This is a genomic window from Streptomyces sp. Ag109_G2-15, from assembly GCF_900215565.1.
In the GTDB taxonomy this organism is placed as follows: Bacteria; Actinomycetota; Actinomycetes; order Streptomycetales; family Streptomycetaceae; genus Streptomyces; species Streptomyces diastatochromogenes.
The window spans coordinates 7,410,126-7,437,003 of the sequence record NZ_OCNI01000001.1; the positions used below are offsets into that span (position 1 = coordinate 7,410,126).

Annotated in this window: 19 protein-coding genes and 4 pseudogenes; 13 read left to right on the forward strand and 10 right to left on the reverse strand. The window is 71.9% G+C overall.

From position 1 onward, the window contains the following. Positions 1-39: 39 nt before the first annotated feature. Positions 40-1,677 (forward strand): MFS transporter, encoded by a 1,638-nt coding sequence (locus tag CRP49_RS33395; protein WP_257033711.1) that lies wholly within the window; start codon positions 40-42, stop codon positions 1,675-1,677. Here the strand turns inward: CRP49_RS33395 and sph are convergent. The 5 genes from sph to mgrA form a co-directional block, all read right to left on the reverse strand. Further along, the gene (gene sph, locus CRP49_RS33400; protein WP_097256705.1) at positions 1,650-2,633 is read right to left on the reverse strand and encodes a sphingomyelin phosphodiesterase; all 984 of its coding nucleotides are present in this window, start codon (positions 2,631-2,633) and stop codon (positions 1,650-1,652) included. The genes CRP49_RS33395 and sph overlap by 28 nt on opposite strands. A 145-nt stretch (positions 2,634-2,778) precedes the next feature. Continuing rightward, positions 2,779-4,011: a cation:proton antiporter gene (locus tag CRP49_RS33405; protein WP_097256706.1), complete on the reverse strand. Its 1,233-nt coding sequence runs from the start codon at positions 4,009-4,011 to the stop codon at positions 2,779-2,781. Positions 4,012-4,016: 5 nt separating this feature from the next. After that, on the reverse strand, positions 4,017-4,502 hold the full coding sequence (locus tag CRP49_RS33410; RefSeq protein WP_097256707.1) for a cation:proton antiporter regulatory subunit: 486 nt from the start codon (positions 4,500-4,502) through the stop codon (positions 4,017-4,019). Positions 4,503-4,620: 118 nt separating this feature from the next. Continuing rightward, on the reverse strand, positions 4,621-4,803 hold the full coding sequence (locus tag CRP49_RS33415) for a hypothetical protein (RefSeq protein WP_097256708.1): 183 nt from the start codon (positions 4,801-4,803) through the stop codon (positions 4,621-4,623). Between the two features lie 122 nt (positions 4,804-4,925). Beyond that, positions 4,926-5,969 (reverse strand): L-glyceraldehyde 3-phosphate reductase, encoded by a 1,044-nt coding sequence (mgrA, locus tag CRP49_RS33420; protein ID WP_097256709.1) that lies wholly within the window; start codon positions 5,967-5,969, stop codon positions 4,926-4,928. 269 nt (positions 5,970-6,238) lie between these two features. Between mgrA and CRP49_RS33425 the strand changes: the two genes are divergently transcribed. After that, positions 6,239-7,078, forward strand: coding sequence for a chitosanase (locus CRP49_RS33425; RefSeq protein WP_097256710.1), 840 nt, complete (start codon positions 6,239-6,241; stop codon positions 7,076-7,078). A gap of 4 nt (positions 7,079-7,082) precedes the next feature. On the opposite strand, the gene CRP49_RS33430 is transcribed toward CRP49_RS33425, so the two are convergent. Next, the gene (locus CRP49_RS33430) at positions 7,083-7,694 is read right to left on the reverse strand and encodes a DUF4328 domain-containing protein (protein ID WP_097256711.1); all 612 of its coding nucleotides are present in this window, start codon (positions 7,692-7,694) and stop codon (positions 7,083-7,085) included. 185 nt (positions 7,695-7,879) lie between these two features. Here CRP49_RS33430 and pgm point away from each other — a divergent pair, with 185 nt between their 5' ends. Continuing rightward, positions 7,880-9,520: a phosphoglucomutase (alpha-D-glucose-1,6-bisphosphate-dependent) gene (gene pgm / locus CRP49_RS33435; protein ID WP_097256712.1), complete on the forward strand. Its 1,641-nt coding sequence runs from the start codon at positions 7,880-7,882 to the stop codon at positions 9,518-9,520. A 90-nt stretch (positions 9,521-9,610) separates the two neighbouring features. Here pgm and CRP49_RS33440 read toward each other — a convergent pair whose 3' ends face one another. Continuing rightward, positions 9,611-10,516 carry an SGNH/GDSL hydrolase family protein gene (locus CRP49_RS33440; protein ID WP_179851831.1) on the reverse strand — a complete coding sequence of 302 codons (906 nt, stop codon included), beginning with the start codon at positions 10,514-10,516 and terminating at the stop codon, positions 9,611-9,613. 344 nt (positions 10,517-10,860) lie between these two features. Here CRP49_RS33440 and CRP49_RS33445 point away from each other — a divergent pair. The 5 genes and pseudogenes from CRP49_RS33445 to CRP49_RS33460 all read left to right on the forward strand — a co-directional run. Beyond that, positions 10,861-11,484, forward strand: a pseudogene (locus CRP49_RS33445) (cyclopropane-fatty-acyl-phospholipid synthase family protein); the annotation flags it as partial. A gap of 77 nt (positions 11,485-11,561) precedes the next feature. Beyond that, positions 11,562-12,218 carry a 1,4-alpha-glucan branching protein gene (locus CRP49_RS33450; protein WP_097256713.1) on the forward strand — a complete coding sequence of 219 codons (657 nt, stop codon included), beginning with the start codon at positions 11,562-11,564 and terminating at the stop codon, positions 12,216-12,218. 131 nt (positions 12,219-12,349) lie between these two features. Then, the gene (locus CRP49_RS47015) at positions 12,350-12,517 is read left to right on the forward strand and encodes a hypothetical protein (protein WP_179851832.1); all 168 of its coding nucleotides are present in this window, start codon (positions 12,350-12,352) and stop codon (positions 12,515-12,517) included. Between the two features lie 240 nt (positions 12,518-12,757). Continuing rightward, positions 12,758-14,620, forward strand: coding sequence for a M1 family metallopeptidase (locus tag CRP49_RS33455; RefSeq protein ID WP_097256714.1), 1,863 nt, complete (start codon positions 12,758-12,760; stop codon positions 14,618-14,620). 157 nt (positions 14,621-14,777) lie between these two features. Then, on the forward strand, positions 14,778-15,626 hold the full coding sequence (locus tag CRP49_RS33460; RefSeq protein ID WP_097256715.1) for a lysozyme: 849 nt from the start codon (positions 14,778-14,780) through the stop codon (positions 15,624-15,626). A gap of 40 nt (positions 15,627-15,666) precedes the next feature. On the opposite strand, the pseudogene CRP49_RS47020 reads toward CRP49_RS33460, so the two are convergent. Next, positions 15,667-15,759 (reverse strand): annotated as a pseudogene (locus tag CRP49_RS47020). A 71-nt stretch (positions 15,760-15,830) separates the two neighbouring features. On the opposite strand from CRP49_RS47020, the pseudogene CRP49_RS48180 reads away from it, so the two are divergent. Next, positions 15,831-16,085 (forward strand): annotated as a pseudogene (locus CRP49_RS48180) (GNAT family N-acetyltransferase); the annotation flags it as partial. Between the two features lie 261 nt (positions 16,086-16,346). Continuing rightward, entirely contained in the window at positions 16,347-17,318 is a 972-nt protein-coding gene (locus CRP49_RS33470) for a DMT family transporter (RefSeq protein WP_097256716.1), read from the forward strand. On the opposite strand, the pseudogene CRP49_RS47025 reads toward CRP49_RS33470, so the two are convergent. Together CRP49_RS47025 and CRP49_RS33475 are read right to left on the reverse strand one after the other, a co-directional pair. Then, positions 17,300-17,392: pseudogene (locus CRP49_RS47025) on the reverse strand. The gene CRP49_RS33470 and the pseudogene CRP49_RS47025 sit on opposite strands and share 19 nt — an antisense overlap. Before the next feature lie 218 nt (positions 17,393-17,610). Then, on the reverse strand, positions 17,611-18,129 hold the full coding sequence (locus CRP49_RS33475; protein ID WP_097256717.1) for a GNAT family N-acetyltransferase: 519 nt from the start codon (positions 18,127-18,129) through the stop codon (positions 17,611-17,613). On the opposite strand from CRP49_RS33475, the gene CRP49_RS33480 reads away from it, so the two are divergent. The 3 genes from CRP49_RS33480 to CRP49_RS33490 all read left to right on the forward strand — a co-directional run bounded on the left by CRP49_RS33480 (position 18,128) and on the right by CRP49_RS33490 (position 26,705). Beyond that, entirely contained in the window at positions 18,128-18,718 is a 591-nt protein-coding gene (locus CRP49_RS33480; RefSeq protein ID WP_097256718.1) for an XRE family transcriptional regulator, read from the forward strand. The two genes, CRP49_RS33475 and CRP49_RS33480, sit on opposite strands and share 2 nt — an antisense overlap. After that, on the forward strand, positions 18,715-19,881 hold the full coding sequence (locus CRP49_RS33485; RefSeq protein ID WP_097256719.1) for an MFS transporter: 1,167 nt from the start codon (positions 18,715-18,717) through the stop codon (positions 19,879-19,881). Before CRP49_RS33480 ends, CRP49_RS33485 begins: the two co-directional genes overlap by 4 nt. A 506-nt stretch (positions 19,882-20,387) precedes the next feature. Then, positions 20,388-26,705, forward strand: coding sequence for a non-ribosomal peptide synthetase (locus CRP49_RS33490; RefSeq protein ID WP_097256720.1), 6,318 nt, complete (start codon positions 20,388-20,390; stop codon positions 26,703-26,705). Positions 26,706-26,878 lie beyond the last annotated feature (173 nt).

The window sequence follows — 26,878 nt, forward strand, 5'->3', positions numbered from 1 at the left end:
GCCCTGTCCAACACCACGCTCGGCGTCCTGATCGCCACGATGGACGCCTCCATCGTGATCATCTCGCTGCCGGCCATCTTCCGCGGGATCGGCCTGGACCCGCTCGCCGCGGGCAACATCGGCTATCTGCTGTGGATGATCCTCGGCTATCTGCTGGTGTCGGCCGTGCTGGTCGTCGTCCTCGGCCGGCTCGGCGACATGTTCGGCCGGGTCCGCATCTACAACCTCGGCTTCCTGGTCTTCGCCTGTGCCTCCGTCGCGCTGTCCCTCGACCCGTTCCGGGCGGGCGCGGGCGCCCTGTGGCTGATCCTGTGGCGCATCGTGCAGGCCTTCGGCGGTTCCATGCTCACCGCCAACTCGGCCGCCATCCTCACCGACGCCTTCCCGGCCCGGCAGCGCGGCACGGCCCTCGGGATCAACCAGATCACCGCGCTCGCCGGGCAGTTCCTCGGCCTGCTCGCCGGCGGTCTGCTGGCCGCGGTCGACTGGCGGGCGGTGTTCTGGGTGAGCGTCCCGGTCAGTGTGACCGGCACGATCTGGTCGTACCTCAGCCTGCGCGAGACCACGGCCGGCGCACGCGGCCGCATCGACTGGCTCGGCAACGTCACCTTCGCCACGGGCGCCGGAATCCTCCTCGCCGGGATCACCTACGGCATCCAGCCCTACGGCGGCCACCCCACCGGATGGACCAACCCCTGGGTGCTCGCGGGCCTGATCGGCGGTGTCGGCCTGCTGCTTGCGTTCTGCGTGGTCGAGACCCGGGTCGCCGAGCCCATGTTCCGGCTGTCCCTCTTCCGGGTGCGGGCCTTCGCCGCGGGCAACCTGGCCGCCCTGCTGACCGCGATCGCCCGCGGCGGCCTGCAGTTCATGCTCATCATCTGGCTGCAGGGCATCTGGCTGCCGTTGCACGGTTACGACTTCGAGGACACCCCGCTGTGGGCAGGCATCTTCATGCTGCCGCTGACCCTCGGCTTCCTGATAGCCGGCCCGATATCCGGCTACCTCTCGGACCGGTTCGGCGCCCGCCTGTTCTCCACGGCCGGGCTGATCGTGGTCGCCGGCTCCTTCCTGGGCCTGCTGGCGCTCCCCGTGAACTTCGCGTACGGGCCGTTCGCCACGCTGCTGTTCCTCAACGGCTTCGGCCAGGGCATGTTCTCCGCGCCCAACACCTCGTCCGTGATGGGCAGCGTCCCCGCCCGCCACCGGGGCGTGGCCTCAGGGATGCGCTCCACCTTCCAGAACTCGGGCACGGCCCTGTCCATCGGGATCTTCTTCTCGCTGATGGTCTCCGGGCTGGCCTCCTCCCTGCCGTCGACGCTCGGCAGCGGACTCCAGGCGAACGGCGTGCCCGCCGGCACCGCCCACCAGGTGGCCGCGCTGCCCCCGGTCAGCACCCTCTTCGCGACCTTCCTGGGCAACAACCCCATCGGCCACCTGCTCGGTTCCGGCGACACCCTGGACCACCTGACGGCAGCCCAGCGCGCCACCCTGACCGGTCACACGTTCTTCCCGCAGCTGGTCTCCGGCCCCTTCCACCACGGCCTGACCATCGTCTTCGCCGTCGCCGCCGGCATGGCCCTGGTCTCGGCCCTCGCCTCCGCCCTGCGCGGCGGCCACGAGCCCGCCGGCGACGACACCCCGAAGGGCTCCTACCCGGCGTACGCCCGCAAGGGGTAGTGGTCCGAGAGGTTCGTGTACGTGTACGACGTCCCCCAGCTGGTCACCGTCCAGGGCGCCGACTGCTCCTTGACGACCTCGTTGCGCCATCCCGCCGGACGGGCGTGACCGGCGCGGGCGAGGACGTAGTCCAGGTCCTCGCGCGGATCGTTCGGGTAGCGGTCGTGGGCGATGGAGTTCTCCAGCGTGTCGAAGGAGTACGGGTGCCCGGTGCGCGCGTCGGCTCCGACGAGGCCGGCGTCGGACAGCATCGACGCGTACTCGCCACTGCGCGAGTCGACGTTGAGGTCGCCCGCGAGCAGCACCTCCTCGTCGGCGGGGATGTTCTTGGCGTCCAGGAACGCGTCGATGGCCTTGAACTGCCGGCTGCGCATCGCCGCCGCCTCACCCGCGCCGCACCCGGGATCCGTGGACTGCGCGTGCGTGCCGACCACGTGCACCCTGGTGCCGTTCACGTCCAGGACGAGGTACGCGAAGCCCTTGTTGGACCACCAGTCCGCGCCGCACGCGTCCTTGTAGACGTACTGCTCCTTGTGCAGGATCGGCCACTTGCTCAGCACGGTGACCCCGCCGTCCTCGGGCGTGGTGGCCGAGTACGCCCCGCCGGTCGCGTCCCAGCCGCTGCGGCTGCGGCCCACCACCGGTGTCTGGTACGGGTATTCGGCCGCGGCCGCGCTCTTCAGCGCGTCGGAGGAGGAGTTGTCGAACGCTTCCTCCAGAACGACCACGTCGTTGCCGCGGAAGAAGGCCGTCTTCGGGATCTCCGCGGCCCGGTGGTCCTGGCCCCAGTTCGGGTACAGGTTCTTGCTCATGAGGAAGACGTTGTACGTCAGGACCTTCAGCGCCGGTGCCTGCCCGGCTGCCGCCGCCGGGGTGGAACCGGCGAGCGCCGCCGCGGGCAGGGCGAGGGCGAGCACGGCCGCGCCGAGGGCACGGCGGGGTGCGAGGAGCGTCACTGGATCTCCCTGTGGGTGAAGGGGGTTGAGTGGCGCCGCACATCAAATCACCTGGGATTACCCATAGGTAACACCTGTGCAGGCAACAGATGGCACACAGCGGAGGAGGTGGAGAGTCCGCTTGCGAGGCGGCCGTTGCTCGGCGTCAGGGCCGCCCCACCGCGTCCTCCAGCGGTGCCGCGTCCTCGGCCGGACCGGCGGCCGGGGCCTCGCGGCGGCCTCGCCGGCCGGTGAGCCGCAGGGCGACCGGCTCGGTGTAGCGGGCGGTCAGCGGGCCGAGGACCACCAGGATGAGGACGTACGCCGTGGCCAGCGGGCCGAGGTCGGGGTCGATGCCCGAGGTGACGGCGAGGCCGGCGATGACGACGGAGAACTCGCCGCGGGCCACCAGGGTCCCGCCGGCCCGCCACCGGCCCTTGGCGGAGATCCCCGCCCGGCGCGCCGCCCAGTAGCCCGTCGCGATCTTGGTGAGCGTGGTGACGGCGGCCAGGGCGAGCGCGGGCAGCAGCACCGGCGGAATGCTGGCCGGGTCGGTGTGCAGGCCGAAGAAGACGAAGAACACCGCCGCGAACAGGTCCCGCAGGGGCGCGAGGAGGTTGTGCGCGCCCTCGGCGACCTCCCCGGACAGCGCGATGCCGACCAGGAACGCGCCCACCGCCGCCGAGACCTGCAGTTGCTGGGCCACACCGGCCACCAGCAGGGTCAGCCCCAGCACGACCAGCAGCAGCTTCTCGGGGTCGTCGCTGGAGACGAAGCGGGAGATGTGCCGGCCGTAGCGCACCGCCAGCAGCAGGACCAGGCCCGCGACACCGAGGGCGACGGCGAGCGTGACGCTGCCCGCGGCCAGCCCGGTCCCGGCCAGCAGGGCGGTGACCACCGGCAGGTAGACCGCCATCGACAGGTCCTCCAGCACGAGGATGCTGAGGATCACCGGGGTCTCCCGGTTGCCGATCCGGCCCAGGTCGCCGAGTACCTTGGCGATCACGCCGGACGAGGAGATCCAGGTGATCCCGGCGAGGACGACCGCGGCGATCGGGCCCCAGCCGAGCAGCAGAGCCATGGCGGCGCCCGGCAGGGCGTTGAGGGCGGCGTCGACGAGACCGGCCGGGTACTGCGTCCTGAGGTTCGAGACCAGGTCGCTCGCGGTGTACTCCAGGCCCAGCATGAGCAGCAGCAGGACCACGCCGATCTCGGCGCCGATCGCCACGAACTCCTCGCTGGCGCCGAGCGGCAGCAGCCCGCCCTCGCCGAAGGCCAGACCGGCCAGCAGATACAGGGGGATCGGCGAGAACCTCAGGCGCGCGGCGAGCCGGCCCAGCAGCCCGAGGCCCAGGATGATCGCACCGAACTCGATCAGGAAGACCGCGGAGGAGTGCATCCGCCTCACTCCCGGCCGAGTATGCCGGCGGCCGCGTCGACGCCCTCGCGGGTGCCGATCACGATGAGCGTGTCCCCGCCGGCCAGCCGGAAGTCGGGGCCGGGGGAGGGGATCGCCTCGGCGAGCCGCAGCACGGCCACGATCGACACGCCGGTCTCGGTGCGCATCCGGGTGTCGCCGAGCAGTCGCCCGTTCCAGTGGGACGTCGCGGACAGCTGGACCCGTTCGGCCACCAGACCCAGTTCGGTGGTGGACAGCAGGTTCGGGCTGTGGTGCGTCGGCTTCAGCGCCTCGACCAGCGCCTCCGCCTCCCCGCCGGAGAGCCGGACGGACAGCGCGCAGGCATCGGGATCGTCACCGCGGTAGGCGCTCAGCGTTCTCGAACCGTCGCGGTGGGCCACCACCGACAGGCGGCGCCGCTCCCGGGTCGTGAGGTCGTACCGGACACCGATGCCCGGCAACGGTGTCGTACTCGTGCGTGCGGCGCCCATGGCTGCCCCCCTGCCGGACTTGAAGGTTTCTTGGTGAAACCATTACCGGAAGCCTAACCTGACGGCGAACGGCCGAACGAAGGGCTCCGGTTGGGCAGGGGGGCGACGGCCGGGCGGGCTATGAGGCGGAGCGGAGGCCGCTCTCGCCGTCGCCCTGGTCGGGCTGGCAGGTGCGGCACAGTTCGTGATCCCCGTCGCGGGTGACGACGGTTCCCCAGCCGAGGCACTGCGCGCAGTCGCGAGCGAGACCCAGGTCGGGGTGGGGAGACGGGAAGGGGCTGTGGTGGGCTCCGTAAGCCATGCGGGAAGCGGCTCCTTGAAATCGCGGGGTCGCGGGCCGGATCACTTCCATTATGTCCTACTTTTCCCTTATGTCAGTGACGGGTGTCACTCAGTGCCAGGGTTTCGGCCCAAGGCGGTGCCTCAGCCCAGGTTCCCCAGGCGCGCGTCCCGCCACAGGTCCACACCGCCGTCGGTGGCGTACTTGTCGATCTCGGCCAGTTCCTCGGCGCTGAAGTCGAGGTTCTCCAGCGCGGTCACGTTCTGCTCCAGCTGCTCGACGCGGGAGGCGCCGATGACCAGCGAGGTGACCCGCTCGTCCCGCAGCGCCCAGGCCAGGGCCATCTGGGCCAGGGTCTGCCCGCGCCGCGCGGCGATGTCGTTCAGGGAGCGCAGCCGGTGCCGCATGTCCTCGGTCAGCCACGCCGGGTCGAACGACGTGCCGGCCGCGGCCCGCGAGCCCTCGGGCACGCCGTCGAGGTAGCGGCCGGTCAGCAGGCCCTGGGCGAGCGCCGTGAACCCGATGACGCCGAAGCCCTCCTCCTCGGCCGCGTCCAGCAGGCCGTCGGTCTCGATCCAGCGGTTGAGCATGCTGTACGACGGCTGGTGGATCAGCAGCGGGGTGCCCAGCTCGCGGAGGATGGCGACCGCCTGCCGGCTGCGCTCGGCGTCGTAGGAGGAGATGCCGACGTACAGGGCCTTGCCCTGGCGGACGGCCGTGTCGAGCGCGCCCATCGTCTCCTCCAGTGGGGTGCTCGCGTCCAGCCGGTGGGAGTAGAAGATGTCCACGTAGTCCAGGCCCGTGCGGCGCAGGGACTGGTCCAGCGAGGCCAGCACGTACTTGCGGGAGCCGCCGCCCTGCCCGTAGGGGCCCGGCCACATGTCCCAGCCCGCCTTGGTGGAGATCACCAGCTCGTCCCGGTACGGCGCGAGGTCCTGCTTCAGCAGCCGGCCGAAGTTGATCTCGGCCGCGCCGTACGGCGGACCGTAGTTGTTGGCCAGGTCGTGGTGGGTGATCCCGAGGTCGAAGGCGCGCAGGGCGATCTCGCGCTGGGTCTCGAAGGGGCGGTCGTCGCCGAAGTTGTGCCAGTAGCCCAGGGACAGGAGCGGGAGGTCCAGTCCCGAACGGCCGGTGCGGCGGTAGCGCATGGTGCCGTTGTAGCGATCGGGGTCCGCGACGTGGTTCATCGGGTCGTCTCCGGGTGGTGCCGTAGGGGTGCCCGTCGTGTGCGAAGGGGCTCGTCCACCCTGCGCCTTCATGATTCGTAAGTCCAACCGATGTCTCGCATGGCATTGAGCGTTCCGATTTCTGAATCGGGCGCGGTGCGGCCGCACTGTTCGATCCTACGAACTTCTCGCGGGGCGGGTTACCGGGCGCCACCGTGTTTGATAGGAAACTTTCCTACCAGTATCGGTACGGACCAACTCGCCACCCCCCACCCCTACTTGGAGTCCTTGTGGAGCACACAGAGCGCGACTCGGCAGTCTCCGCCCGTCTCTCCCGCCGGACCGTCGTCGCCGTCCTCGGCGCCGTCGCCTCCGGCGCCCTGCTCGGCGTCGAGCGCGTCGCGGCGGCACCGGCGGCGGCGCCCGGCCTCGACGACCCGGCGAAGAAGGAGATCGCCATGCAGCTGGTCTCCAGCGCGGAGAACTCCTCGCTCGACTGGAAGGCCCAGTACAAGTACATCGAGGACATCGGCGACGGCCGTGGCTACACCGCCGGCATCATCGGCTTCTGCTCCGGCACCGGCGACATGCTCGACCTCGTCCAGCTCTACACCGACCGCAAGCCCGGCAACGTCCTGGCCAAGTACCTGCCTGCCCTGCGCCAGGTCAACGGCAGCGACTCGCACGACGGCCTGGACCCCAACTACCCCAAGGACTGGCGCAAGGCCGCCCAGGACTCCGCGTTCCAGCAGGCGCAGAACGACGAACGCGACCGCGTCTACTTCAACCCCGCGGTCGCCCAGGGCAAGACGGACGGGCTGCGCGCCCTCGGCCAGTTCGCCTACTACGACGCCATCGTCATGCACGGCGACGGCGACGACCCCACCAGCTTCCGCAACATCCGCAAGCGGGCTCTGCGCAGCGCCAAGCCGCCGGCGCAGGGCGGCAACGAGACGACGTACCTCAACGCCTTCCTCGACGCCCGGGTGTGGGCCATGAAGCAGGAGGAGGCGCACAGCGACACCAGCAGGGTCGACACCGAACAGCGGGTCTTCCTGCGCAAGGGCAACCTCGACCTGAACACCCCGCTGGACTGGAAGGTGTACGGGGACAGCTACCACATCGGCTGACGGCCTAGGAGAGACGCGGCAGGTCCGCCGGGGCCGGGAGCACGGCCCCCAGCGCTGTGGCCTGCCGCGCCGTGACGCGCTGGATCACGGCGATCGCCAGGGCGCCCGCCGCCAGGTTGAGGGCTTCGGCCACCAGAAAGAGGGCGAGCGAACTCCCTCGGCCCAGCTGGGTGCCCAGGGTGACGACCACCGCGCGTCCGATCCAGGCCGCCCACCAGACGTTCACCAGGACCTCGTCGTGCCCCGCGGTCGAACGGGGGCCGCTCGCCCGGTGGATGTCGAGGACCAGCCCGCGCGGCACCCAGAGGTTCACCACCGGGACCAGCCAGGAGAACACGGCCCAGGGCGCGGAGCCGGGCAGGGGCTCGGGGGAGAGGAGTTGGGCGTTGCGCCGGCATCGGGTGAACCAGACCAGGTACAGCACGACCGCGAGCGTCATCACGTACACGCTCACCATCGACGCACGCCCCGACGCGCTCAGGGACGTGTCCTCGGGATGAAGGTGGTGCGCCCGCACGGTCACTCCCCGGTAGACCTCCACCAGGGCCGCCGCGGCCACGGCGGCCTGGGCGGAACGGGCGAGCGGCCACGGGGCCTTGACGGTGGGTCCGGTCACGAGCGGTTACCTGCCTGTCGGAGGCGGCACGCGACAGCGTGACGCGGAACGATGGTGGGAGAAGCGGATCATAGGGCAGACGGCCCACTCCGCCCTCCGCGCCGGTGGCGCACTCGCACGCCGAGCCCCTGACGAGGAAAGATGGGCTCCAGCGATCGATCACACCGATGCGGAGGAGCGGACTCATGCCGCACGAGCGAGCCGGCCGGCCGGCCGGTCCCGAGGACCTTGTCGACGTGGCCCGGCTGGTCACGGCGTACTACGCGCTGCACCCCGACCCGGCCGACCCGGGGCAACGGGTGGCGTTCGGCACCTCGGGGCACCGGGGTTCGTCCCTGGCGGCCGCCTTCAACGAGGACCACATCGCCGCCACCAGTCAGGCCATCTGCGAGTACCGCGCGGAACAGGGCGTGGACGGCCCGCTGTTCCTCGGCGCCGACACGCACGCCCTGTCCGAGCCCGCGAAGGTCACCGCGCTGGAGGTGTTCGCGGCCAACGGCGTGACGGTGCTCATCGACAGCGCGGACGGTTACACGCCCACGCCCGCGGTCTCGCACGCGATCCTCACGTACAACCGGGGCCGTACCTCGGGCCTCGCCGACGGCGTGGTCGTCACCCCGTCGCACAACCCACCCGCCGACGGCGGCTTCAAGTACAACCCGCCCAGCGGCGGCCCGGCGGCCTCCGAGGCCACCTCCTGGATCCAGGACCGGGCCAACCAGATCATCGCGGGCGGCCTGAAGGACGTACAGCGGCTGTCCTACACGCGCGCCCTCGCGGCCGACACGACCCAGCGGTACGACTTCCTGGGCGCCTACGTCGGCGACCTGCCGAGCGTCCTCGACCTCGACGCGATCCGCGCGGCCGGCGTGCGCATCGGCGCCGACCCGCTCGGTGGAGCCTCCGTCGCCTACTGGGGCCGGATCGCCGAGGAGCACGGCATCGACCTGACCGTGGTCAACCCGCACACCGACCCCACCTGGCGGTTCATGACGCTGGACTGGGACGGCAAGATCCGTATGGACTGCTCCTCGCCGTACGCGATGGCCTCCCTCATCGAGCAGCGCGACCGCTTCCGCATCGCCACCGGCAACGACGCCGACGCCGACCGGCACGGCATCGTCACCCCGGACGCGGGCCTGATGAACCCCAACCACTACCTCGCGGTCGCCATCTCATACCTCTACCGGCACCGCGAGCAGTGGCCCGCCGCGACCGGCATCGGCAAGACGCTCGTCTCCTCCACGATGATCGACCGCGTCGCCGCCGACCTGAACCGTCAACTGGTCGAGGTGCCGGTCGGGTTCAAGTGGTTCGTGGACGGACTGGCCGGCGGCACCCTCGGGTTCGGCGGCGAGGAGTCGGCCGGCGCCTCCTTCCTGCGCCGGGACGGCTCGGTGTGGACGACGGACAAGGACGGCATCCTGCTGGCCCTGCTCGCCTCCGAGATCACGGCGGTCACGGACAAGACGCCGTCCGAGCACTACGCCGACCTGACCGCCCGCTTCGGCGAACCCGCCTACGCCCGCATCGACGCCCCCGCCACCCGCGAGCAGAAGGCGCTGCTGGCGAAGCTGTCCCCGGCCCAGGTCACCGCCGACACGCTCGCCGGAGAGGCGGTCACCGGGGTCCTGACCGAGGCGCCGGGCAACGGCGCCGCCATCGGCGGGATCAAGGTCACCACCGCCAACGCCTGGTTCGCGGCCCGTCCTTCGGGCACGGAGGACGTCTACAAGGTCTACGCCGAGTCGTTCCTCGGCCCCGACCACCTCGCCCGGGTGCAGGAGGAGGCCAAGGGCGTGGTCCTGGCGGCGCTCGGCGGCTGAGGCCCCGGGTCCATCTGTACGACGGCCTCCGTGACGCGCGCGGAGGCCGTCGCCGTGCCCGTTCAGCCGTGCCCGTTCAGCTGTGCCCGTTCAGCCGCGTCCGCGGCCCCGCTCCAGCCGGTCCAGCACGGCCTGCGCCATGGCGGCCTCGCCCTTGGCGTTGGGGTGTGCGGGGGCCGCGGGCGAGGCCGGCTGCAGCGGCTCGATCCAGCGGTCCGCGGGCGCCTTGCACATGTCGTGGCCGACCGTGGGGCCGTAGGTGTCGACGTAGTCGGCCCGGTTCCACGCGGCGACCAGGCGCAGCATCAGGTTCAGCCGCTTCTCGGTGTCCCGCAGATAGGCGAAGTCCTTCTGCGCGAAGGGCACCGAGGGGAAGCAGCCGCTGCCGTCGTCCGGCAGCAGGTCCGGATAGCCGACGAGGAGCACCCGCGCATGCGGGGCACGGGCGTGCACGGCCCGCAGCACCCGGTCGATCTTCGGCGCGGTGTCCAGGATGGTGAGCGCCAACTGGTCGTAGCCCGAGGCCTTGTACGAGCGCTCGCAGGGGTTGCCCGTCGGGTCCTGGGCGCCGAGGCGGGCGCAGGTCCCGATGATCGAGCCGAAGCCGACGTCGTTGCCGCCGATCTGCACCGTCACCAGGTCGGTGTCCCGTCCCAGCGCCTCGAGTTGCGGGTCGTTGGTGCCCTGCGGCTTCCACATCTCGTTCGTCGTGGCCCCGGCGCAGCTCACGTCCTTGAACGCGGTCGCCTCGCGCTGCGTTGCCACGAGCGAGGGGTAGTTGTGGTCGGAGCGGGCGCAGTTGGCGTCCACCTGGCGGGGGATGAGCGGGCCCGAGGTGTAGGAGTCCCCGAGGGAGACGTAGCTGAGATCGTGGCCGTGCGCGGCCGCGGGTACCGTCGACGCGGCGACGAGGGCGCAGCCCCCGAGTGCCGCCCCCAGCACGGCGGTTCGCCGCCGGCCTCTCGTTCCGGCCACCCTGCGCGTGTCGTTCGCCATGGAGTCCTCCCCCTGAGGGCCGTGACATCGCACGGCCCCCGTGAAGAGCGGTCCGCGCGTTCAACTGGGCCTGTATACCGTCCGGTAGGTCTCGCGGACCAGAAGCGGGAGGGAACATTCGCGCCGAGGTGGTGACCGGGGCACGGCGAGGGAGGGCTCGGAATGTGGTCCTCATGCGGTCATCACGACACAGCGGGCATATCAGCCGTCCCAGGCCGGTCGGAGGAGTCGGGTGGGTCGCGTGCGCTGCCTGTTCGTCCAGTGGCGCAAATGTGTCGGTCATTCCTCCGGCCGTCTCGACCAACATCATTTGACGTTGATTCACTTGCGCCACAGGAGCCTTTGACGTCCTGCTCGACCACCTCGGCCCCATCGCCCCCGGCCACCGCCTGCTGGACGCCGGCTGCGGCCGCGGCGGTACCAGCATCATGGCCAACGCCCGCTTCGGCCGCCAGGTCGACGGCGTGTCCATCTCGGAGGCCCAGGTCGAGTTCGCCAACGGCCAGGCCCGCGAGCGGGGTGTGGACGACAAGGTGCGCTACCACTTCCGCAACATGCTGGACACCGGCCTGCCGACCGGCGCGTTCCAGGGCATCTGGAACAACGAATCCACCATGTACGTCGACCTGTTCGACCTCTTCGCCGAGCACGCCCGCCAACTGGCCTTCGGCGGCCGCTACGTCGTCATCACGGGCTGCTACAACGACGTGACGGGCGGCCGCTCCAAGGCCGTCAGCCGCATCGACGAGCACTGCACGTGCAACATCCACCCGCGCAGCGCCTACTTCAAGGCCATGGCCGCGAGCGGCCTGGTCCCGATGAACGTCGTCGACCTCACGGACGCGACCATCCCCTACTGGGAGCTGCGCGCCAAGTCCTCGCTGGCCACAGGCGTTGAGGACCCCTTCCTGACGGCGTACAAGGAGGGCAACTTCCACTACCTGCTGATCGCGGCGGACCGAGTCTGAGGGGCGTCGGCCGTCCGCGCGGACGGTGTGGAAAGCTTCGAGGGTCCGTACCAGCACAACGGAGGAGAGCCACCGGCATGGCCGTCATCCACCACACCACCCTCAAGCCGACCAAGGTCGAACTCCTCTCCACCTGGCTGCCCACGCGCCCCTGGTACCGCGGCGGTCCGGACGCCGCCGTGCTGACGAAGTCCGGCGGCTTCCGGCTGGACGACCCGGAGGGCGAGGTCGGGATCGAGATCATGGTGGCCACCGACACCTCCACCCCCGAGCCGACCGCCTACCTGGTCCCGCTCACCTATCGCGGTGCGCCGCTGGAGGGGGCGGAGCACGCGCTCGTCGGCACGATGGAGCACGGTGTGCTGGGCAAGCGCTGGGCGTACGACGGCTTCCACGACCCGGTGCTGGTCACCGAACTGCTGTCCCTCGTCGAGGGCAAGGCGCAGGCGATGGCCCAGAGCATCACCGACACACCCGACCGCGAGGTGACCCGCTCCTACACGGGCGAGCCGTTCTCCCTGAAGGGCCTCGCCCCGGAGCCGACCGACGACGAGCAGGGCACCCACCTCCCCGCACCCCACGGCACGGTCCTCCACCTCCACCGCGTCCTCGAGCCCGTCCCCGAGAACCCGCCGCTGCCTCCGCAGGGAGCGCTCGGCCATGTAGCGGGCGGCTGGCCGGGACCGGACGGCACTCGGCTTCGGGCGGTGTTCATGGTCCTGGACGCCGGCTGATTCCCTCCGGGGGATCGACATACCGGGGGCCTGGTGCAGCAGTGGGGTGGAGCAAGGTGCGCCCATGCCCGCCTATCAGGGCCTCGGGCAGGGGCTGTCGCCGATCGGATCCGGTACGGCGTTCGCCGTCGGTGCGGTCGCCGGCAGCCGGCTGGGCGCCGCCACGTCCGAGCGGCGCCGCCGCTGGCATCGGCGCGCTGCTGCTGCGGGTGAGCATGACCGCGGCCCTGCTGCTCGCCGCGGCGGGCGTGCTCGCGGGCATCGGCGGGTACGTGGCGCTTCCGGAGTCGCGGTCCTGACCCTCACCGCACCACTCCTCGGCATCAGGAGCACCGGCCCCCACTTTCCGTGGCCTTCTGGCATGCCCTGGTCAAATCTGTCAGTCTTTCGGCAGTCATCGCCCCGACCCCATGAGGGCGCGGCGCACCACCCCGTACAGCGATCGCGCAACCCCAACCCCGCGGCCGCCCCGGCGCACCCCAGCCGGCCGGGCGGCCATCGAGCAGGCCGGAATCCCGGCCGCCGCAAAGGAGTAGCGTGTGAGATCCACCCCCCACAAGGCCCTCGGCGCCGGTGTCCTCACCCTCGCCGCGCTGGCCGCTCTCTCCCTCCCCGTCACCCCCGCCGCCGCCCAGCCCGCCAAGGAACCGGCGGCAGCTGCCTGCACCCCGGCGCAGGCGGTCACCAACGGCGGCTTCGAAAGCGGCACCTCACCCTGGACCCAGTCCTCGTCCAGCGTCATCACCAACCGCACCGGCGAGACCGCCCACGGCGGCTCCTCCTTCGCCTGGCTGAACGGTGTCGGCGGCACCCACACCGACACCCTCACCCAGAGCGTCACGATCCCGAGCGGGTGCAGCACCGCCACCCTCACCTTCTGGCTGCACATCGACACCGACGAGACGACCTCGTCCACCGCGTACGACAAGCTGACAGCCAAGATCGGCAGCACCACGCTGGCGACGTACTCGAACCTCGACGAGAACACCGGCTACGTGCAGAAGTCCTTCGACGTCTCGTCGTTCGCCGGGCAGACCGTGAACCTGGCCTTTACCGGAACCGAGGACTCCAGCCTCCAGACGAGCTTCGTCCTGGACGACATCGCCCTCGCCACCTCCGGCGACTCCACCCCGCCGCCGGCGGACTCGACCCGCACCCCGGCCGCGCCCTCCTACACCGTCAGCCTCAGCAGCGACACGAGCGGCACCGTCTGGAACGGGCACGAGAGCGTGTCCTTCACCAACGCCTCCGCCACCGCGCTCAGCGAGGTGTACCTGAGGCTGTGGGACAACTACCACGGCACCTGCTCGGCGATGCCCATCACGGTCACCAACGTCACCGGCGGCACCGCGGGCACCCTCTCCGTGGACTGCACGGCCCTGAAGGTCACCCTGCCGACGCCGCTGAACCAGGGGCAGACCGCCACCATCGGCTTCGACCTGGGCATCACCGTGCCCAGCGGCGCCGACCGGTTCGGTCACGACGGCGCCTTCAGCTTCATCGGCAACGCCCTGCCCGTCCTCGCCGTCCGCGACAGCGCGGGCTGGCACCTGGACCCGTACACCAACAACGGCGAGTCGTTCTACTCCCTGGCCGCCGACTTCAAGGTGACCCTCGACCACCCCAGCACCCTGCTGGTCCCGGCCACCGGCACCTCCACCGACACCCCGGGCTCCAGCGGCCGCACGGTCACCACCGCCACCGCCGCCAAGGTCCGTGACTTCGCCTGGGCCGCCGGGCCCTTCACCAAGATCTCCGGCACCTCGTCCGGCGGCGTCCCCGTGAACATCTACTCCGTCTCGGGGATCAGCTCCTCCAGCGCCCAGTCGATGCTCAGCACCGCCAAGACCGCCGTCGACGCCCACGCGGCACGCTTCGGCGCCTACCCCTACGGTGAGCTGGACGCGGTCATCGACAACAACTACTGGTTCGGCGGCATGGAGTACCCCGGGTTCGTCCTCGACCTGGTCAGCACCACGGCGCTCACCCATGAGATCGGCCACCAGTGGTGGTACGGCATCGTCGGCGACGACGAGTACAACAGCCCGTGGCTGGACGAGGCGTTCACCGACTACGCCACCGACCTGGCCCTCGGCAAGACCGGCAGCAACTGCTGGAGCAGCGTGTCCTGGGCCTCCAGCGCGGAGAAGATCACCAACTCGATGGCCTACTGGGACGCGCACTCGTCCCGGTACTCCACCGTGGTCTACGGCTACGGCAAGTGCGCCCTGCACGACCTGCGGCGCGTCCTCGGCGACACGGCCATGGCCAAGCTGCTGAAGGACTACGCGACCGCGCACTGGTACGGCGTCTCGACCACGGCCGAGTTCAAGGCGGCAGCCCAGGCCGCCACGAGCACCGACCTGACCTCCTTCTGGACCCAGCACCGCATCGACGGCTGACCCGGACCGGACCGGCCGGTCATGGGCGGCGCCTTGCCCGGCGCCGCCCATGACCATGCGGACATGACGGCCCAGCCACTCACATGGCGTAGATACCCTGCCGAAATGGCGTAGTTGGGTGGAATACGGAGTGCGGCGGGGACCGACTGCGGGTCAGATGGATCCCGTGACGAGCCCTGAATCCCTTCGCCGCCGCCGCTCACGCTGGTCCGTCGCCAGCGCCCTGACCGGCCTCCTGCTGACCCTGTCGATCCCCGCTGCCGTGCCCTCGGCGGCCGAGTCCATACCCGACCGAGGCGACGCCTACATGGGCATGGGGGTGCTCGCCCACGACGGCGAAGCCGCCACCGACGACGCCTCCGTGTCCGTCCCCCGCGCGACGCAGACCGAAGGCGTGGACGTCGCCAGCTACCAGGGCGAAGTCGCCTGGAACACCCTCTGGAGCAGCGGCGTGCGCTGGGCCTACACGAAGGCCGCGGAGGGCACGTACTACTCGAACCCCTACTTCGAGCAGCAGTACGACGGCTCGAGCGACGTCGGCATGATCCGCGGGGCGTACCACTTCGCGACGCCTGACACCACGGGCGGCGCGACCCAGGCCGACTACTTCGTCGACCACGGCGGCGGCTGGTCCAAGGACGCCAAGACCCTGCCCGGTGCGCTCGACATCGAGTGGAACCCGTACGGCGACGCCTGCTACGGCAAGTCCAGGACCGGGATGGTCGACTGGATCCGCGACTTCCTGGACCGCTACAAGGCCCGTACCGGCCGTGACGCCGTCATCTATACCGCCACCAGCTGGTGGAGCGACTGCACCGGCAACTACGCCGGCTTCGGTGCCACCAACCCGCTCTGGGTCGCCCGTTACGCCTCGTCGGCGGGGACCCTGCCGGCGGGCTGGTCGTCGTACACGATGTGGCAGTACACGTCCTCCGGCCCGACGGTCGGGGACCACGACAGGTTCAACGGCTCCGTGGACAAGGTGAAGAGCCTCGCCACCGGCTGACGTGCCGTCGGCAGTGCTCCGTCCCCCTGGGGAAGTCGAGCGGAGAGGGCAGGATTCGAACCTGCGCGGGCCGTGAGGCCCGACCTCGAGACGTGCTCGCTGGTCCCCGATAAGCCACTCCGGGCACCTCTCCTCGCTCCCGGCCCGGTCTCCCGTGCCGTTCACGAGAACAACAGTGGCAGGGACCGCTGACAGCACGCTGACGCCCTGCTGACCCGCTGTCATATCGACGACACCCCGGCCCTGTGCCTGGCTCCCGTCGCAGTGTGGCCCGAGCACCGGAGCACCGGCGCCGGATCAGCCGCCGTCCGAGCAGCCCTCAGCGCCGCCGAGGAGATGGGCGAGCACTACGTCATCGTCCTCGGACACCCGACGTACTACCCGCGCTTCGGCTTCACCCGCGCCTCCACTCACGGCATCGGCGTGAGTATCGACGTCCCGGACGAAGCCCTGATGGCCCGAGAGGTGATCGGGCCTCTGCGCTCACCACACAGGTCAGTGCAGAGGCCACAGCGCTCACGGTCGCGTCCCGGGCAGGTACCATCGCCGGGTGAACAGCTACTGGCACGTCGTTCTGCCGCCGCTCTGCGCCTGACCGGGCGCAGGACACCGACGGTTTGATTCCGGGCCCCGGCCGACCCGCAGGGCGGTGACGGGGGCCTGTCGTGCGCCCGTTTCGAATCCGGTCCCAGACGCATTCGACGACGGAAGTTCACGACTGTGCCGAACCGCACCACCCCTCTGAATCCCGCGCGCCCGGCCACCACCGGCCCGCGCACTTCTCGCACCGGTCTCCTCGGCGGCCCCGCGCCCATCCTGACCTCGGCCGTGCTGTGGGGCACGACCGGAACCGCCAGCTCTCTGGCACCGGCAGGCGCGCCGGCGGCGGCCATCGGCTGCGCCGGCCTCACCCTCGGCGGCATCCTCCTGTTCCTCACCTCCCGTGGCGCCCGCTCGCTGCCCGCCGCCTGTACGCGCGCCGAGCGGTGGCTGCTCGTCCTCGGCGCGCTCGCGGTGGCCGGCTATCCGGTCACCTTCTACCCGGCGGTGGCCCGGACCGGCGTGGCCGTGGCCACCGTGATCGCGCTGGGCAGCGCGCCGGTCTTCGCCGGACTGCTGTCCTGGATCACCGGACGGGCCCGGCCGACCGCACGCTGGACCGGCGCCACCGCGGCCGCCGTGCTGGGCTGCACCCTCCTGGTCCTGGGCCCCGGGCTCACCGGGCACGCCACGCCCATGGACCTGACCGGCGTCGCGCTCGCCGCGTGCGCCGGACTGTCGTACGCCGCCTACTCACTGATCGGCGGCAGGCTCATCACCCGCGGGTACCCGTCCGACGCGGTGATGGGCGTGCTGTTCGGCACGGCCGGGCTGCTCGTCCTGCCGCTCGTGGTGTGCGTCGACACGCGCTGGCTCGCCACCACCCGCGGCGCGACGGTGGCGGTGTATCTCGCCCTGTTCACGGTCTACCTGGCCTATCGGCTCTTCGGGCACGGACTGCGCCGCACTCCGGCGTCGGCAGCCACCACGCTGACCCTGGCGGAGCCCGCCGTGGCGGCGGTCCTGGGTGTCACCGTCCTCGATGAACGCCTGCCGGCCGCCTCCTGGTGCGGGCTGGCCGTCCTCGCCCTGGGCCTGGTCCTGCTGACCGTGCCCGCCCTGGGGAAGTCGAGCGGAGAGGGCAGGATTTGAACCTGCGCGGGCCGTGAGGCCCGACCTCGAGACGTGCTCGCTGGTCCCCGATAAGCCACTCCGGGCACCTCTCCTCGTTCCCGGCCCGGTCTCCCGTGCCGTTCACGAGAACAACAGTGGCAGGGACCGCTGACAGCGCGCTGACGCGCCGGGCCGGGCCTGCGGTGCCGTCCTTGGGGTGCAGGCCGGTGACCAGGGCCGCCGTGCGCGCGTAGGCTCGGCCGGACAACCTGAATCGTCCTGCACCGCCCCTGACCCAGAGCTTCTCCGTGCCCTCCCCTGTGCCGGCGGCTCAGGTCAGGGGCAGTCGCATGATCGTCAGGTCGAGCCATCGGCCGAACTTGGTGCCGACCTCCGGCACCGTGCCGACGTGATGGAACCCGAACCGTTCGTGCAGTCGGATCGACGAGGTGTTCTCCGCTTCGATGCCGGCGATGACGACGTGATGGCCGGCATCGCGCGCCGCGGTGATGAGTGCGGCGAGCAGTGCGGAGCCGATGCCGAGCCCGTGTCGGCCTTCGCGGACGTAGACCGAGTCCTCGACCGTATGCCGGTATCCGTCCAGCTCTCGCCACGGGCCGTAGACCGCGAACCCGGCAACCTCGCCGTCCACGTCGGCCACGAATGCCGAGCCGCGCTCCAGGTGAGTGGCCAGCCAGGCCGCCCCCTCGGTGGGGGACTGCGGGGTCTGCGTCCACAGGGCCGTGGAGTGCTCGATCGCGTGGTTGCGGATCGCGCGGATGGCCTCGGCGTCACCGCGATGTGCCGGGCGTACTGTCACAGCGCGATGTCTCTCATATATTGGATCCATGTCCAACATAGTAGATCCTCTGGTGGGGCAGATCGCAGCCCGTATCCGCACCGAACGGGAACGCCGCCGGTGGACCCTGGCCCAGCTCGCGGACGCCTCCGGTGTCTCCCAGGCCATGATCAGCCGGATCGAACGCGGCGAGAGCAGCCCCACCGCCGTCGTCCTCGGCAAGCTGTCAGCCGCCTTCCAGCTCAGCGTCGCCTCCCTGCTCGCCCTCGCCGAAGGAACAGAGGACGACACGGACGCAGTCGTCGGAGTGCGCCGCCGGGACGACGCGGCCGAGTGGCGCGACCCCGCCACCGGCTACCGGCGCCGGCAGATCACCAGTCCGCACTTCCCCGCGGAGATCGCCGAGATCCGCCTGCCCGCCGGTGCCCGCGTGCCGTACCCGGCCGCCGCCTTCGCCTTCGTACGACAGGTCGTCTGGGTGCTCGACGGCCACCTGACCTTCCACGACGGCGACGCAGTCCACGAACTCGACGCGGGTGACACCATCGAACTCGGCGCACCCGCCGAGCGCGTCTTCGCCAACACCACAGACACCGCGTGCCGCTACGCCGTCATCCTCACCCGCGGCGCACGGCCGTGACCCGCCCCCTTCCCCGAGGCGGCACGTTCCTCCTCGCCGCCATAGCCGGAACGGCGATCGCGAACAACTACGCCATCCAGCCCGCGCTCACAGCGGTCGCCGCCGACCTGGGCGTCCCCCTCTCCGTGATCGGCCTCGTGCCGACCGCCGCGCTCGCCGGCTGCATGACCGGCTTCGCCCTCCTGCTCCCCCTCACCGACCACCTCGCTCCGCACCGCCTGGTCACCGCACACCTCATGGCCCTGGCGGCCGCTCTCACCCTCGCCGCAGCCGCACCCGGCCCGGTCCCGCTCCTGGCCGCCTACCTGCTCATCGGCGCCGCCGCCAGCGTCGCGGCCCAGGCCGGCAACATCGCAGGCCGCACCGCCCCACCCGGGCACCGCGGAACCGGCGTCGCGACCGTGGCCGCCGGTATGTCGGCCGGCATCCTGCTGAGCCGCCTGGCAGGAGGAGCACTCAGCGACATCCTCGGGTGGCGGCAGATGCTCCTCGTCTTCGCCGCCCTCGCCCTGCTCGGCGCGATCGCCGCCCCCACGTTCCTGCCACGGCAACGACCCCCCTCCGACCACAGCTACCGCACCACCCTCGCCTCACTTCCCCCGCTCCTGCGCCACCACCCGCAGCTGCGCCGGGCCGTGGTCACAGGCGGCCTGTGGTACTTCGCCTTCAACCTCATCTGGGTCGCCCTGGCCCTCACCTTGGCCCAGCCGCCGTACTCCCTGGGGCCGACCGCCATTGGCCTGTACAGCCTGGCCGGACTCCTCGGCTTCGCGGCACTCCCCCTCACCGGACGTCTCACCGACCGGTACACCTCCCGAACCGTGATCACCGCCGCCATGCTGGCCGCCGCGGCCGGAACCACTCTGCTGGTCACCGGCCTCGACACACCGCCGGCCACAGCACTCGGGCTCGCCCTGTTCGACGCCGGCTGCTTCGCCGCCCAGGCTGCCAACCAGAGCCGCGTCATCGCCCTCGACCCTCAACGCTCCGGCAGCCTCAGCAGCGTCTATCTCCTGCTGTACTTCACGATCGGTGCCATCGGCACTGCCGTCGCCGCACCCCTGCTCAACACCCTCGGCTGGCAGGGCACCACCCTCACTGCCATCGCCACGCTTCTCCTCGCCGCAGCCCTCGGGCGCACCGGCACCCCACGTACTCCCTGACCCGCCCGCCCCGCGGCATAGGCCGTCTCGTCTCGCGGCGCAATCCGACGTCGCCGTCCTCGATGTCCGGATGCCTCCGACGCACGCCCGGCGCGTCGCCGGCCTGTCGCCGGGTGCGGGCCGTTTTCGTTCGGGGTAAGGATCCCTGTGCGGTGCGAGGGATCCGGTTGCTTGGCGTTCCTGTCGGCCTGCGGAACCGCGCAGGGGAGTATCGCGATTCTGGACCAGGCGATCCACATCTGCGCGGCCTTCCAGGTCGCCGGCTACACCGACGTGATCCGAGGATGTGTACGGGAGGCTGATCGCCGGTGAGTCACCTGCTCTCGCGCATGCGTTGAGCAGCGCTCCGCATCCGGCCGGCACGCCGACCACGACCAGATACGCGGTGGGCCACCGGCGGAGGGAGGGGCGGGCAGTCCGCTCTGCGTCCGGTGCTGCGTCTTCTTCCCTATGGGTCCTCTGGCGCCGGCGGCAGTCTGCTGGAAAACACGGCTTGGAGGCGCACAGTGACAGCAGGCCCGGCCCCCGCGGGGGCACCGACCGACGGCGACACTCCCACGGCATCCTTCGCGCAGCGCCGGCTGTGGTTCCTGGACCAGCTGGCCGGTCAATCGACCGGGTCGATGCTTCCGCTGGTGCTCAGGCTGCGCGGGAGCCTCGACGCGGCACGCCTGGAGCGGGCCCTGTCCGGGATCGTGGAACGGCACGAGGTGCTGCGCACCCGGTTCACCGCGGTCGGCGGAGAGCCGGTGCCCGTCGTGGACGCCCCCGCCGGAATCGTCCTGGAGCGGACCGAGGCGGACGGCCCCGACGACCTCTTCGCCCGGTACCTGGGCCGCCCGGTGGACCTGTCCGCGCAGCACCCGGTCCGGGCCACGCTCGCCCGGGTCGCGCCCGACGAGCACCTGCTGCTGGTCGAGGTCCATCACATCGCCGTGGACGGCTGGTCCTGGGGTGTCCTGCTGGACGAACTCGCCGCCGGATACCGCGGCGAGACCGTCGCCCCGCCCGCCGCGCGGTACACCGACCTGGCCCGCTCCCAGGCCCTACGGCTCTCCGGGGACCGGTTGGAGCGGCTGCTCGGCCACTGGCGGGACCGCCTCGCCGGTCTGACCCCGCTCGACCTGCCCACCGACCGGCCGCGCCCCCAGGTCTGGGACGGCTCCGGCGACGTCGTCCGCTTCGACCTGCCCGCCGACCTGGTCGCCGACGTCGACGCCCTGGCCCGCTCCCGGCGCGCCACCCGCTACATGCTGCTGCTCACCGTCTACCAGGCGCTCCTCGGCCACTGGTCGGGCCGTACGGACGTCGCCGTGTGCAGCACGCTCGCCGACCGCGCCCAGCGCGGTGCCCCCGGCCTCATCGGCCCGCTCGTCAACACGGTCGTGCTGCGCACGGACCTGTCCGGCCGACCGGGCTTCGCGGCTCTGCTGGACCGGGTGCGCGGGCGGGTGCTGGCGGACCTCTCCCACGCCGAGGCTCCGTTCGACCACGTGGTCGGCGCGGTGGGCGGCGGGCGGGACCTGTCCCGGCATCCGTTGGCGCAGGCGTCGTTCACCCTGCTCAACAGCCCGATCCGCCCGGCGCGGATGCCCGGCCTGGCCGTGGAACTGGTCGAGCCGCCGCTGACCGAGACCCCACTGGACGTCTTCCTCGACCTCACCCTGCGCACGGACGGCAGCATCGCCGCCGTCCTGCAGTACGCCACCGCCCTCTTCGACACTGCCACCATGCGGGCGTTCGCCGACGCCTATGTGGCCCTGCTGCGGTCCGTGCTGGCCGATCCCGACATCCCGGTGCAGGAGTTGGCGCGCGCCCTGGCCCTGGCGGGCCCGGCCCGCCCCCGCCCCGAGTGGCAGTACGCCCCCGACCGGCCCGCCGGCCCGCTGCCCGAGGTCGCCTTCTCCGGACGTCCCGACGCGACCGCCCTGATCTGCGGTGACGACCGCGTCACCTACGCCGGGCTGGACGCCATGACGGGTGGGCTCGCCGCCGCGCTCGGGGCTGCCGGGGTCGGGGCCGGCAGCCCTGTGGGCGTGCTGCTGCGCCGCAGCCCGTGGTCGGTCGCCGCGATCGAGGGGATCTGGCGGGCGGGTGGGGCGTACGTCCCCCTGGACCCCGAACTCCCCGCGGAACGGCTGCGGTTCATGGCCGAGGAGGCCCAGCTGGCCTGCGTCGTCGCCGACCCCGCGACCCTGCAGGCGGCCGCGGCACTGGCTCCGGTCACGGTCGACGTCACGGCCGTCACCCCCGCCGCCGACGGGCCCCGGCACCGCCCCGATCCCCGCGAACTGGCTCACGTCATCTTCACGTCCGGCTCCACCGGCCGTCCCAAGGCGGTCGGCGTCGAACACGGCGCCCTCGCCTCCCATGTGACGGCCGCCCGCGAGCGCCTCGGCATCACCGCCGCCGACCGGGTGCTGGCCTTCGCCTCCTTCTCCTTCGACGCCTCCCTTGACCAGGTGCTGCCCGCGCTCACATCCGGCGCGACCGTCGTCCTGCGCCCCGACGAACCCTGGCTGCCCACCCAGGTCCCCGAGGTCGTCCAGCGGCACGCCCTGACTGTCGTCAACGTGCCCCCGACGTACTGGGCGGAGCTGACCCTCTCCCTCGACCGGCGCCTGGCCGCGGCACTCGCCTCCCTGCGCCTGCTGGTCCTCGGCGGGGAGGCCGTCCCGGCCGACACCCTCGCCGTCTGGCGGGCCGCCGTCCCCTGGGCTCGCGTGTGCAACGCCTACGGGCCCACCGAGACCACGGTCACCGCCACCACCTACGAGGCCGCCGACTCGCTTGCCGACACTGCGCCTATCGGCCGCCCGCCCACCGGCACTGTGCCCATCGGCCGCCCGCTCGGCGACCGCCGGGTGTACGTGGTCGACGCCGACGGCGAGCCGGTCCCCGTCGGAGTTTCCGGCGAACTCCTCATCGGCGGCACGGAAGTGGCCCGCGGCTACCTGCGCCGCCCCGCCCTCACGGCCGAGCGTTTCGTGCCCGACCCGTACGGACCGCCCGGCAGCCGGCTGTACCGCACCGGTGACCTCGTGCGCTGGCAGGCCGGCGGAGACCTGGAGTTCCTCGGCCGCAACGACGACCAGGTCAAGATCCGGGGCTTCAGGATCGAACTCGGGGAGATCGAGACGGTGTTGCGGGCCTGCCCGCTGGTCGCCGCGGCCGCCGCCCGCCCCGACCGGGCCACCGGACGCAGCCTCGTCGGCTACGTCGTACCGGCCGGGGACGCCCGGGCGGCCGTGGACCGGGCGGAGCTGCGCGCCTGGTGCGCCCGCTACCTGCCGCACCACGCCGTACCCTCCGAGTTCGTCGTCCTGGAGGCCCTGCCGGTCGGCGTCTCCGGCAAACTCGACCGCTCCGCCCTGCCGGACCCCGCCCACGCCCGATCCGCCGACGCCGCCTACGCGCCGCCCCGCGACGAGACCGAGCGGATCGTCGCCGAGGTGTGGGCGGACGTGCTGGGCCTGGACCGGATCGGCATCGACGACAGCTTCTTCGACCTCGGCGGACACTCCCTGCTCGCCACCATGGCCGTCTCCCGGATCGCCCAGCGACTGGGCCGCGAGGTCGAACTGCGCACGGTCTTCGAACACCCCACAGTCCGGGGCTTCGCCCCGCGCGTCGCCGCCGCCCGCGCGTCCGGCACCACCGAGGTGGTCCCCGTCGACCGGACCCGCCCGCTTCCGCTGTCCTTCGCCCAGGAACGCCTCTGGTTCCTGGACCGCACCTCCGACCGGGGCGACTCCTACCTCCTCTGGTACTCCTGGCGGGTCCGCGGCGGCCTCGACCGCACCGCCTGTCAGCAGGCCCTGGACGACCTGGTCGAGCGGCACGAGGTGCTGCGCACGGCGTTGGTCGAGTCCGACGGCCGTCCCGTGCAGCAGGTCTGCGACCCCGTACCGGTCCCGCTCCACTGGGAACAGGCGCCGACGGCCCCGGACGAGGAGGCTCGGCTGGAGGCGGTACGACGGCGGGCCGCGGCCCTCGCCACCCGCCGCTTCGACCTCGCCCGGCCGCCGCTGCTGCGGGCCGGCGTGTGGCAGCTGGCCGCGGACGACCACGTCGTCGTCCTGGCCCTGCACCACGCGGTCACCGACGGCTGGTCCAAGGGCGTCCTCCTCGACGAACTCGCCCTGCACTACCGGGCCCGGCGGACGGGAGAGCGGGCCCAGCTGCCGCCGTTGCCGGTGCAGTACGGCGACTTCGCCGTCTGGCAGCGCGACCGCGCCGACAGCGGGGCGCTGGAGCCCCAACTCGCCTACTGGGACCGCACCCTGGAGGCCGCCCCGGCTCTGGAGCTACCCACCGACCGGCCACGGCCGTCGGTGTTCACCGGCCGCGGCGGCGCCGTCGAGGTCGAGCTGCCCGCCGACCTGGCCGAACGGGTGGACGCGTACGCCCGTGAGCGCGGCGCGACCCGCTTCATGGTGCTGCTGGCCGCCGCCCAGGCCGTCCTCGCCCGCTGGTCCGGACAGACCGACGTGTCGGTCGGCACGCCCGTCGCCGGGCGCGGCCGCCTCGAACTGGAGCCGCTGGTCGGCTTCTTCGTCAACACGGTGGTGCTGCGCACCGACCTCTCCGGGCGGCCCACCTTCGCCGGGCTCGTGGACCGGGTGCGGGACGTCGTCCTGGGCGCCTTCGACCACCAGGAGGTGCCGTTCGAGCGGGTCGTGGAGCGGCTGCGACCGGAGCGCGACCTGTCCCGCAACCCGCTGTTCCAGGTCATGGTGGACGTACAGGACGCGAGTACGGGTGGCTCGGGACTGCCGGGTCTTGACGCCGCCGGCTTCGAACTGCCGTGGGCCTCGGCGAAGTTCGACCTGACGGCCACCTTCCTGGTGCGGCCCGACCGGTTCGCGCTCAACATGGAGTACGCCGCCGACCTCTTCGACCCGGAGACGACCACCCGGTTCGCCCAGCACGTCGGCCGACTGCTGCGAGCCGTCCTCGCCGACCCCGGAACCCGGGTGGACGAGGCGCCACTGCTCACCGCGCGGGAGCGGAGGCACCTGGTGGCCGACGCGGGCCGGGACGCCCGGCCGGCGCCGCGGTTCCGGGTGGCGGGCCGACCGGACGCCCCGGTCGTAGCGTGCGAAGGACAGACCGTGGACTACGGCCAACTGGACGCGCTGACCGGCGGGTTGGCCGCTGAACTGGCCGCCGCCGGGGTCACGCCGGGTGATGCGGTGGGTGTGTGCGTGGGCCGGGGTGTGTGGTCGGTGGCCACGATGATCGCCGTATGGCGGGTGGGCGGTGTGTACGTCCCGCTCGACGCCCGACTCCCTGCGGAGCGACTGCGGTTCATGCTCCAGGAGGCGGGAGTGCGGCACGTGGTCGCGGACGCGGGAACCCGGGGGAAGGTCACCGGGCTCGGGGTGGTCGCGGTCGACATCGACCGGGTGCGACCGGTGCCCGACGGCCCCCGGCACGTCCCCGATCCGGGCGACCTCGCCTACGTCATCTTCACCTCGGGCTCCACCGGCCGTCCCAAGGCGGTGGGCGTAGAGCACCACGCCCTGGACGCCCATGTGGTCGCAGTCCGCGAGGAGTTCGGGCTGACCGCTGCCGACCGGGTGCTCTCCTTCGCCTCGACCTCGTTCGACGCCTCGCTGGAGCAGATCCTGCCCGCGCTGGGCACCGGGGCGACGGTGATCGTGCGCCCGGACGAGATCTGGTCCCCGGAGGAACTCGCCGCCCGCGTCGCGGCCGAGCGGGTGACCGTCATGGAACTCACACCGTCCTACTGGGCTGAGGTCGTGGCCCGCCTGGACGCCCTGGCCCCTCAACTGGCCTCGCTGCGACTGCTGGTGACCGGGGGAGAGGCGTTGCCCGCCGACCCCTTGGCGCGCTGGTTCGCGCACCTGCCCGGCGTGCCCGTGGTCAACACCTACGGCCCCACCGAAGCGGTGATCTCCGCGACCGCACACCGTATCGAGGAGGTCCCGCACGGCCGGGTGCCCATCGGACGCGCCCTGGCCAGCCGGCGCACCTACGTGGTGGACACCCTCGGTGAACTCGTCCCGGACGGGGTTCCCGGCGAACTCCTCATCGGAGGACAGGAGTTGGCGCGGGGCTACCTCGACCGGCCCGCCCCGACGGCCGAGCGCTTCGTACCCGATCCGTTCGGCGTCGCGCCGGGCGGCCGGCTCTACCGGACCGGCGACGTGGTACGCCGACTGCCCTCCGGGGAACTGGAGTTCCTCGGCCGCAACGACGACCAGGTCAAGATCCGTGGGTTCCGCGTGGAGCCGGGAGAGGCCGAGGCGGTGCTGCGCGGCCATCCCGGCGTCCGGGCAGCGGCCGTCGTGGTCCGCACCCTGCACGGCGAACCGGCCCTCGTCGGCTACGCCGCCGGTACCGGCCTCTCGGAGGAGTCCCTGGCGACGCACAGCCGGGCCCACCTGCCCCACTACCTCGTCCCGTCGGCGTACGTGCTGCTCGACCGGCTGCCGCTGACCGTGCAGGGCAAGCTGGACACCGTCGCCCTGCCCGACCCCGTGGCACCCGCACCGCATGCCTTCGTGGCGCCGCGCACCCCCGCCGAGACGGTCGTCGCACAGATCTGGTGCGAGGTGCTGGACCTGCCCCGGGTCGGCGTCCACGACGACTTCTTCGCCCTGGGCGGGCACTCCCTGCGCGCGGTGTCCGTCACCTCCCGCCTGCGGACCGCCTTCGACTGCCCGCTGCAGGTCCGGGACCTGTTCGAGCATCCCACCGTGGAACGGCTCGCAGCCGAGGTGGAGCGTCGCCTGCTGGAGCTGATCTCGCAGATGAGCGACGACGAGATCGACCTCTCCCTGACGGCCGGCTTCTGAGCGCCACGGCTGCCTTTCGGGCGTCGAGGTCCGCTTGCTGAGCGCCACGGTCGCCTTCCGGGCGTCGCGGCCGGCTTGCTGAGCGCCACGGTCGCCGCCCGACCGTCGAGGCCCGCCTGCTGAGCGCCGGGGCTCGGCCCCACCCATCGCCAGCTTCTTTCCCAGAGTGAGAA

Bases quoted from the DNA above. Each gene is read 5' to 3' on its own strand.
- CRP49_RS33410 (WP_097256707.1), bottom strand. From the start codon at position 4,502: ATGGGCGCCGCACGCACGAGTACGACACCGTTGCCGGGCATCGGTGTC.
- CRP49_RS33475 (WP_097256717.1), bottom strand. From the start codon at position 18,129: ATGGATCCAATATATGAGAGACATCGCGCTGTGACAGTACGCCCGGCA.
- CRP49_RS33480 (WP_097256718.1), top strand. From the start codon at position 18,128: ATGTCCAACATAGTAGATCCTCTGGTGGGGCAGATCGCAGCCCGTATC.
- CRP49_RS33415 (WP_097256708.1), bottom strand. From the start codon at position 4,803: ATGGCTTACGGAGCCCACCACAGCCCCTTCCCGTCTCCCCACCCCGAC.
- CRP49_RS33460 (WP_097256715.1), top strand. From the start codon at position 14,778: ATGGATCCCGTGACGAGCCCTGAATCCCTTCGCCGCCGCCGCTCACGC.
- CRP49_RS33395 (WP_257033711.1), top strand. From the start codon at position 40: ATGGACGCCTCCATCGTGATCATCTCGCTGCCGGCCATCTTCCGCGGG.
- CRP49_RS33440 (WP_179851831.1), bottom strand. From the start codon at position 10,516: ATGGCGAACGACACGCGCAGGGTGGCCGGAACGAGAGGCCGGCGGCGA.
- CRP49_RS33450 (WP_097256713.1), top strand. From the start codon at position 11,562: ATGGCCGTCATCCACCACACCACCCTCAAGCCGACCAAGGTCGAACTC.
- mgrA (WP_097256709.1), bottom strand. From the start codon at position 5,969: ATGAACCACGTCGCGGACCCCGATCGCTACAACGGCACCATGCGCTAC.
- pgm (WP_097256712.1), top strand. From the start codon at position 7,880: ATGCCGCACGAGCGAGCCGGCCGGCCGGCCGGTCCCGAGGACCTTGTC.
- CRP49_RS33405 (WP_097256706.1), bottom strand. From the start codon at position 4,011: ATGCACTCCTCCGCGGTCTTCCTGATCGAGTTCGGTGCGATCATCCTG.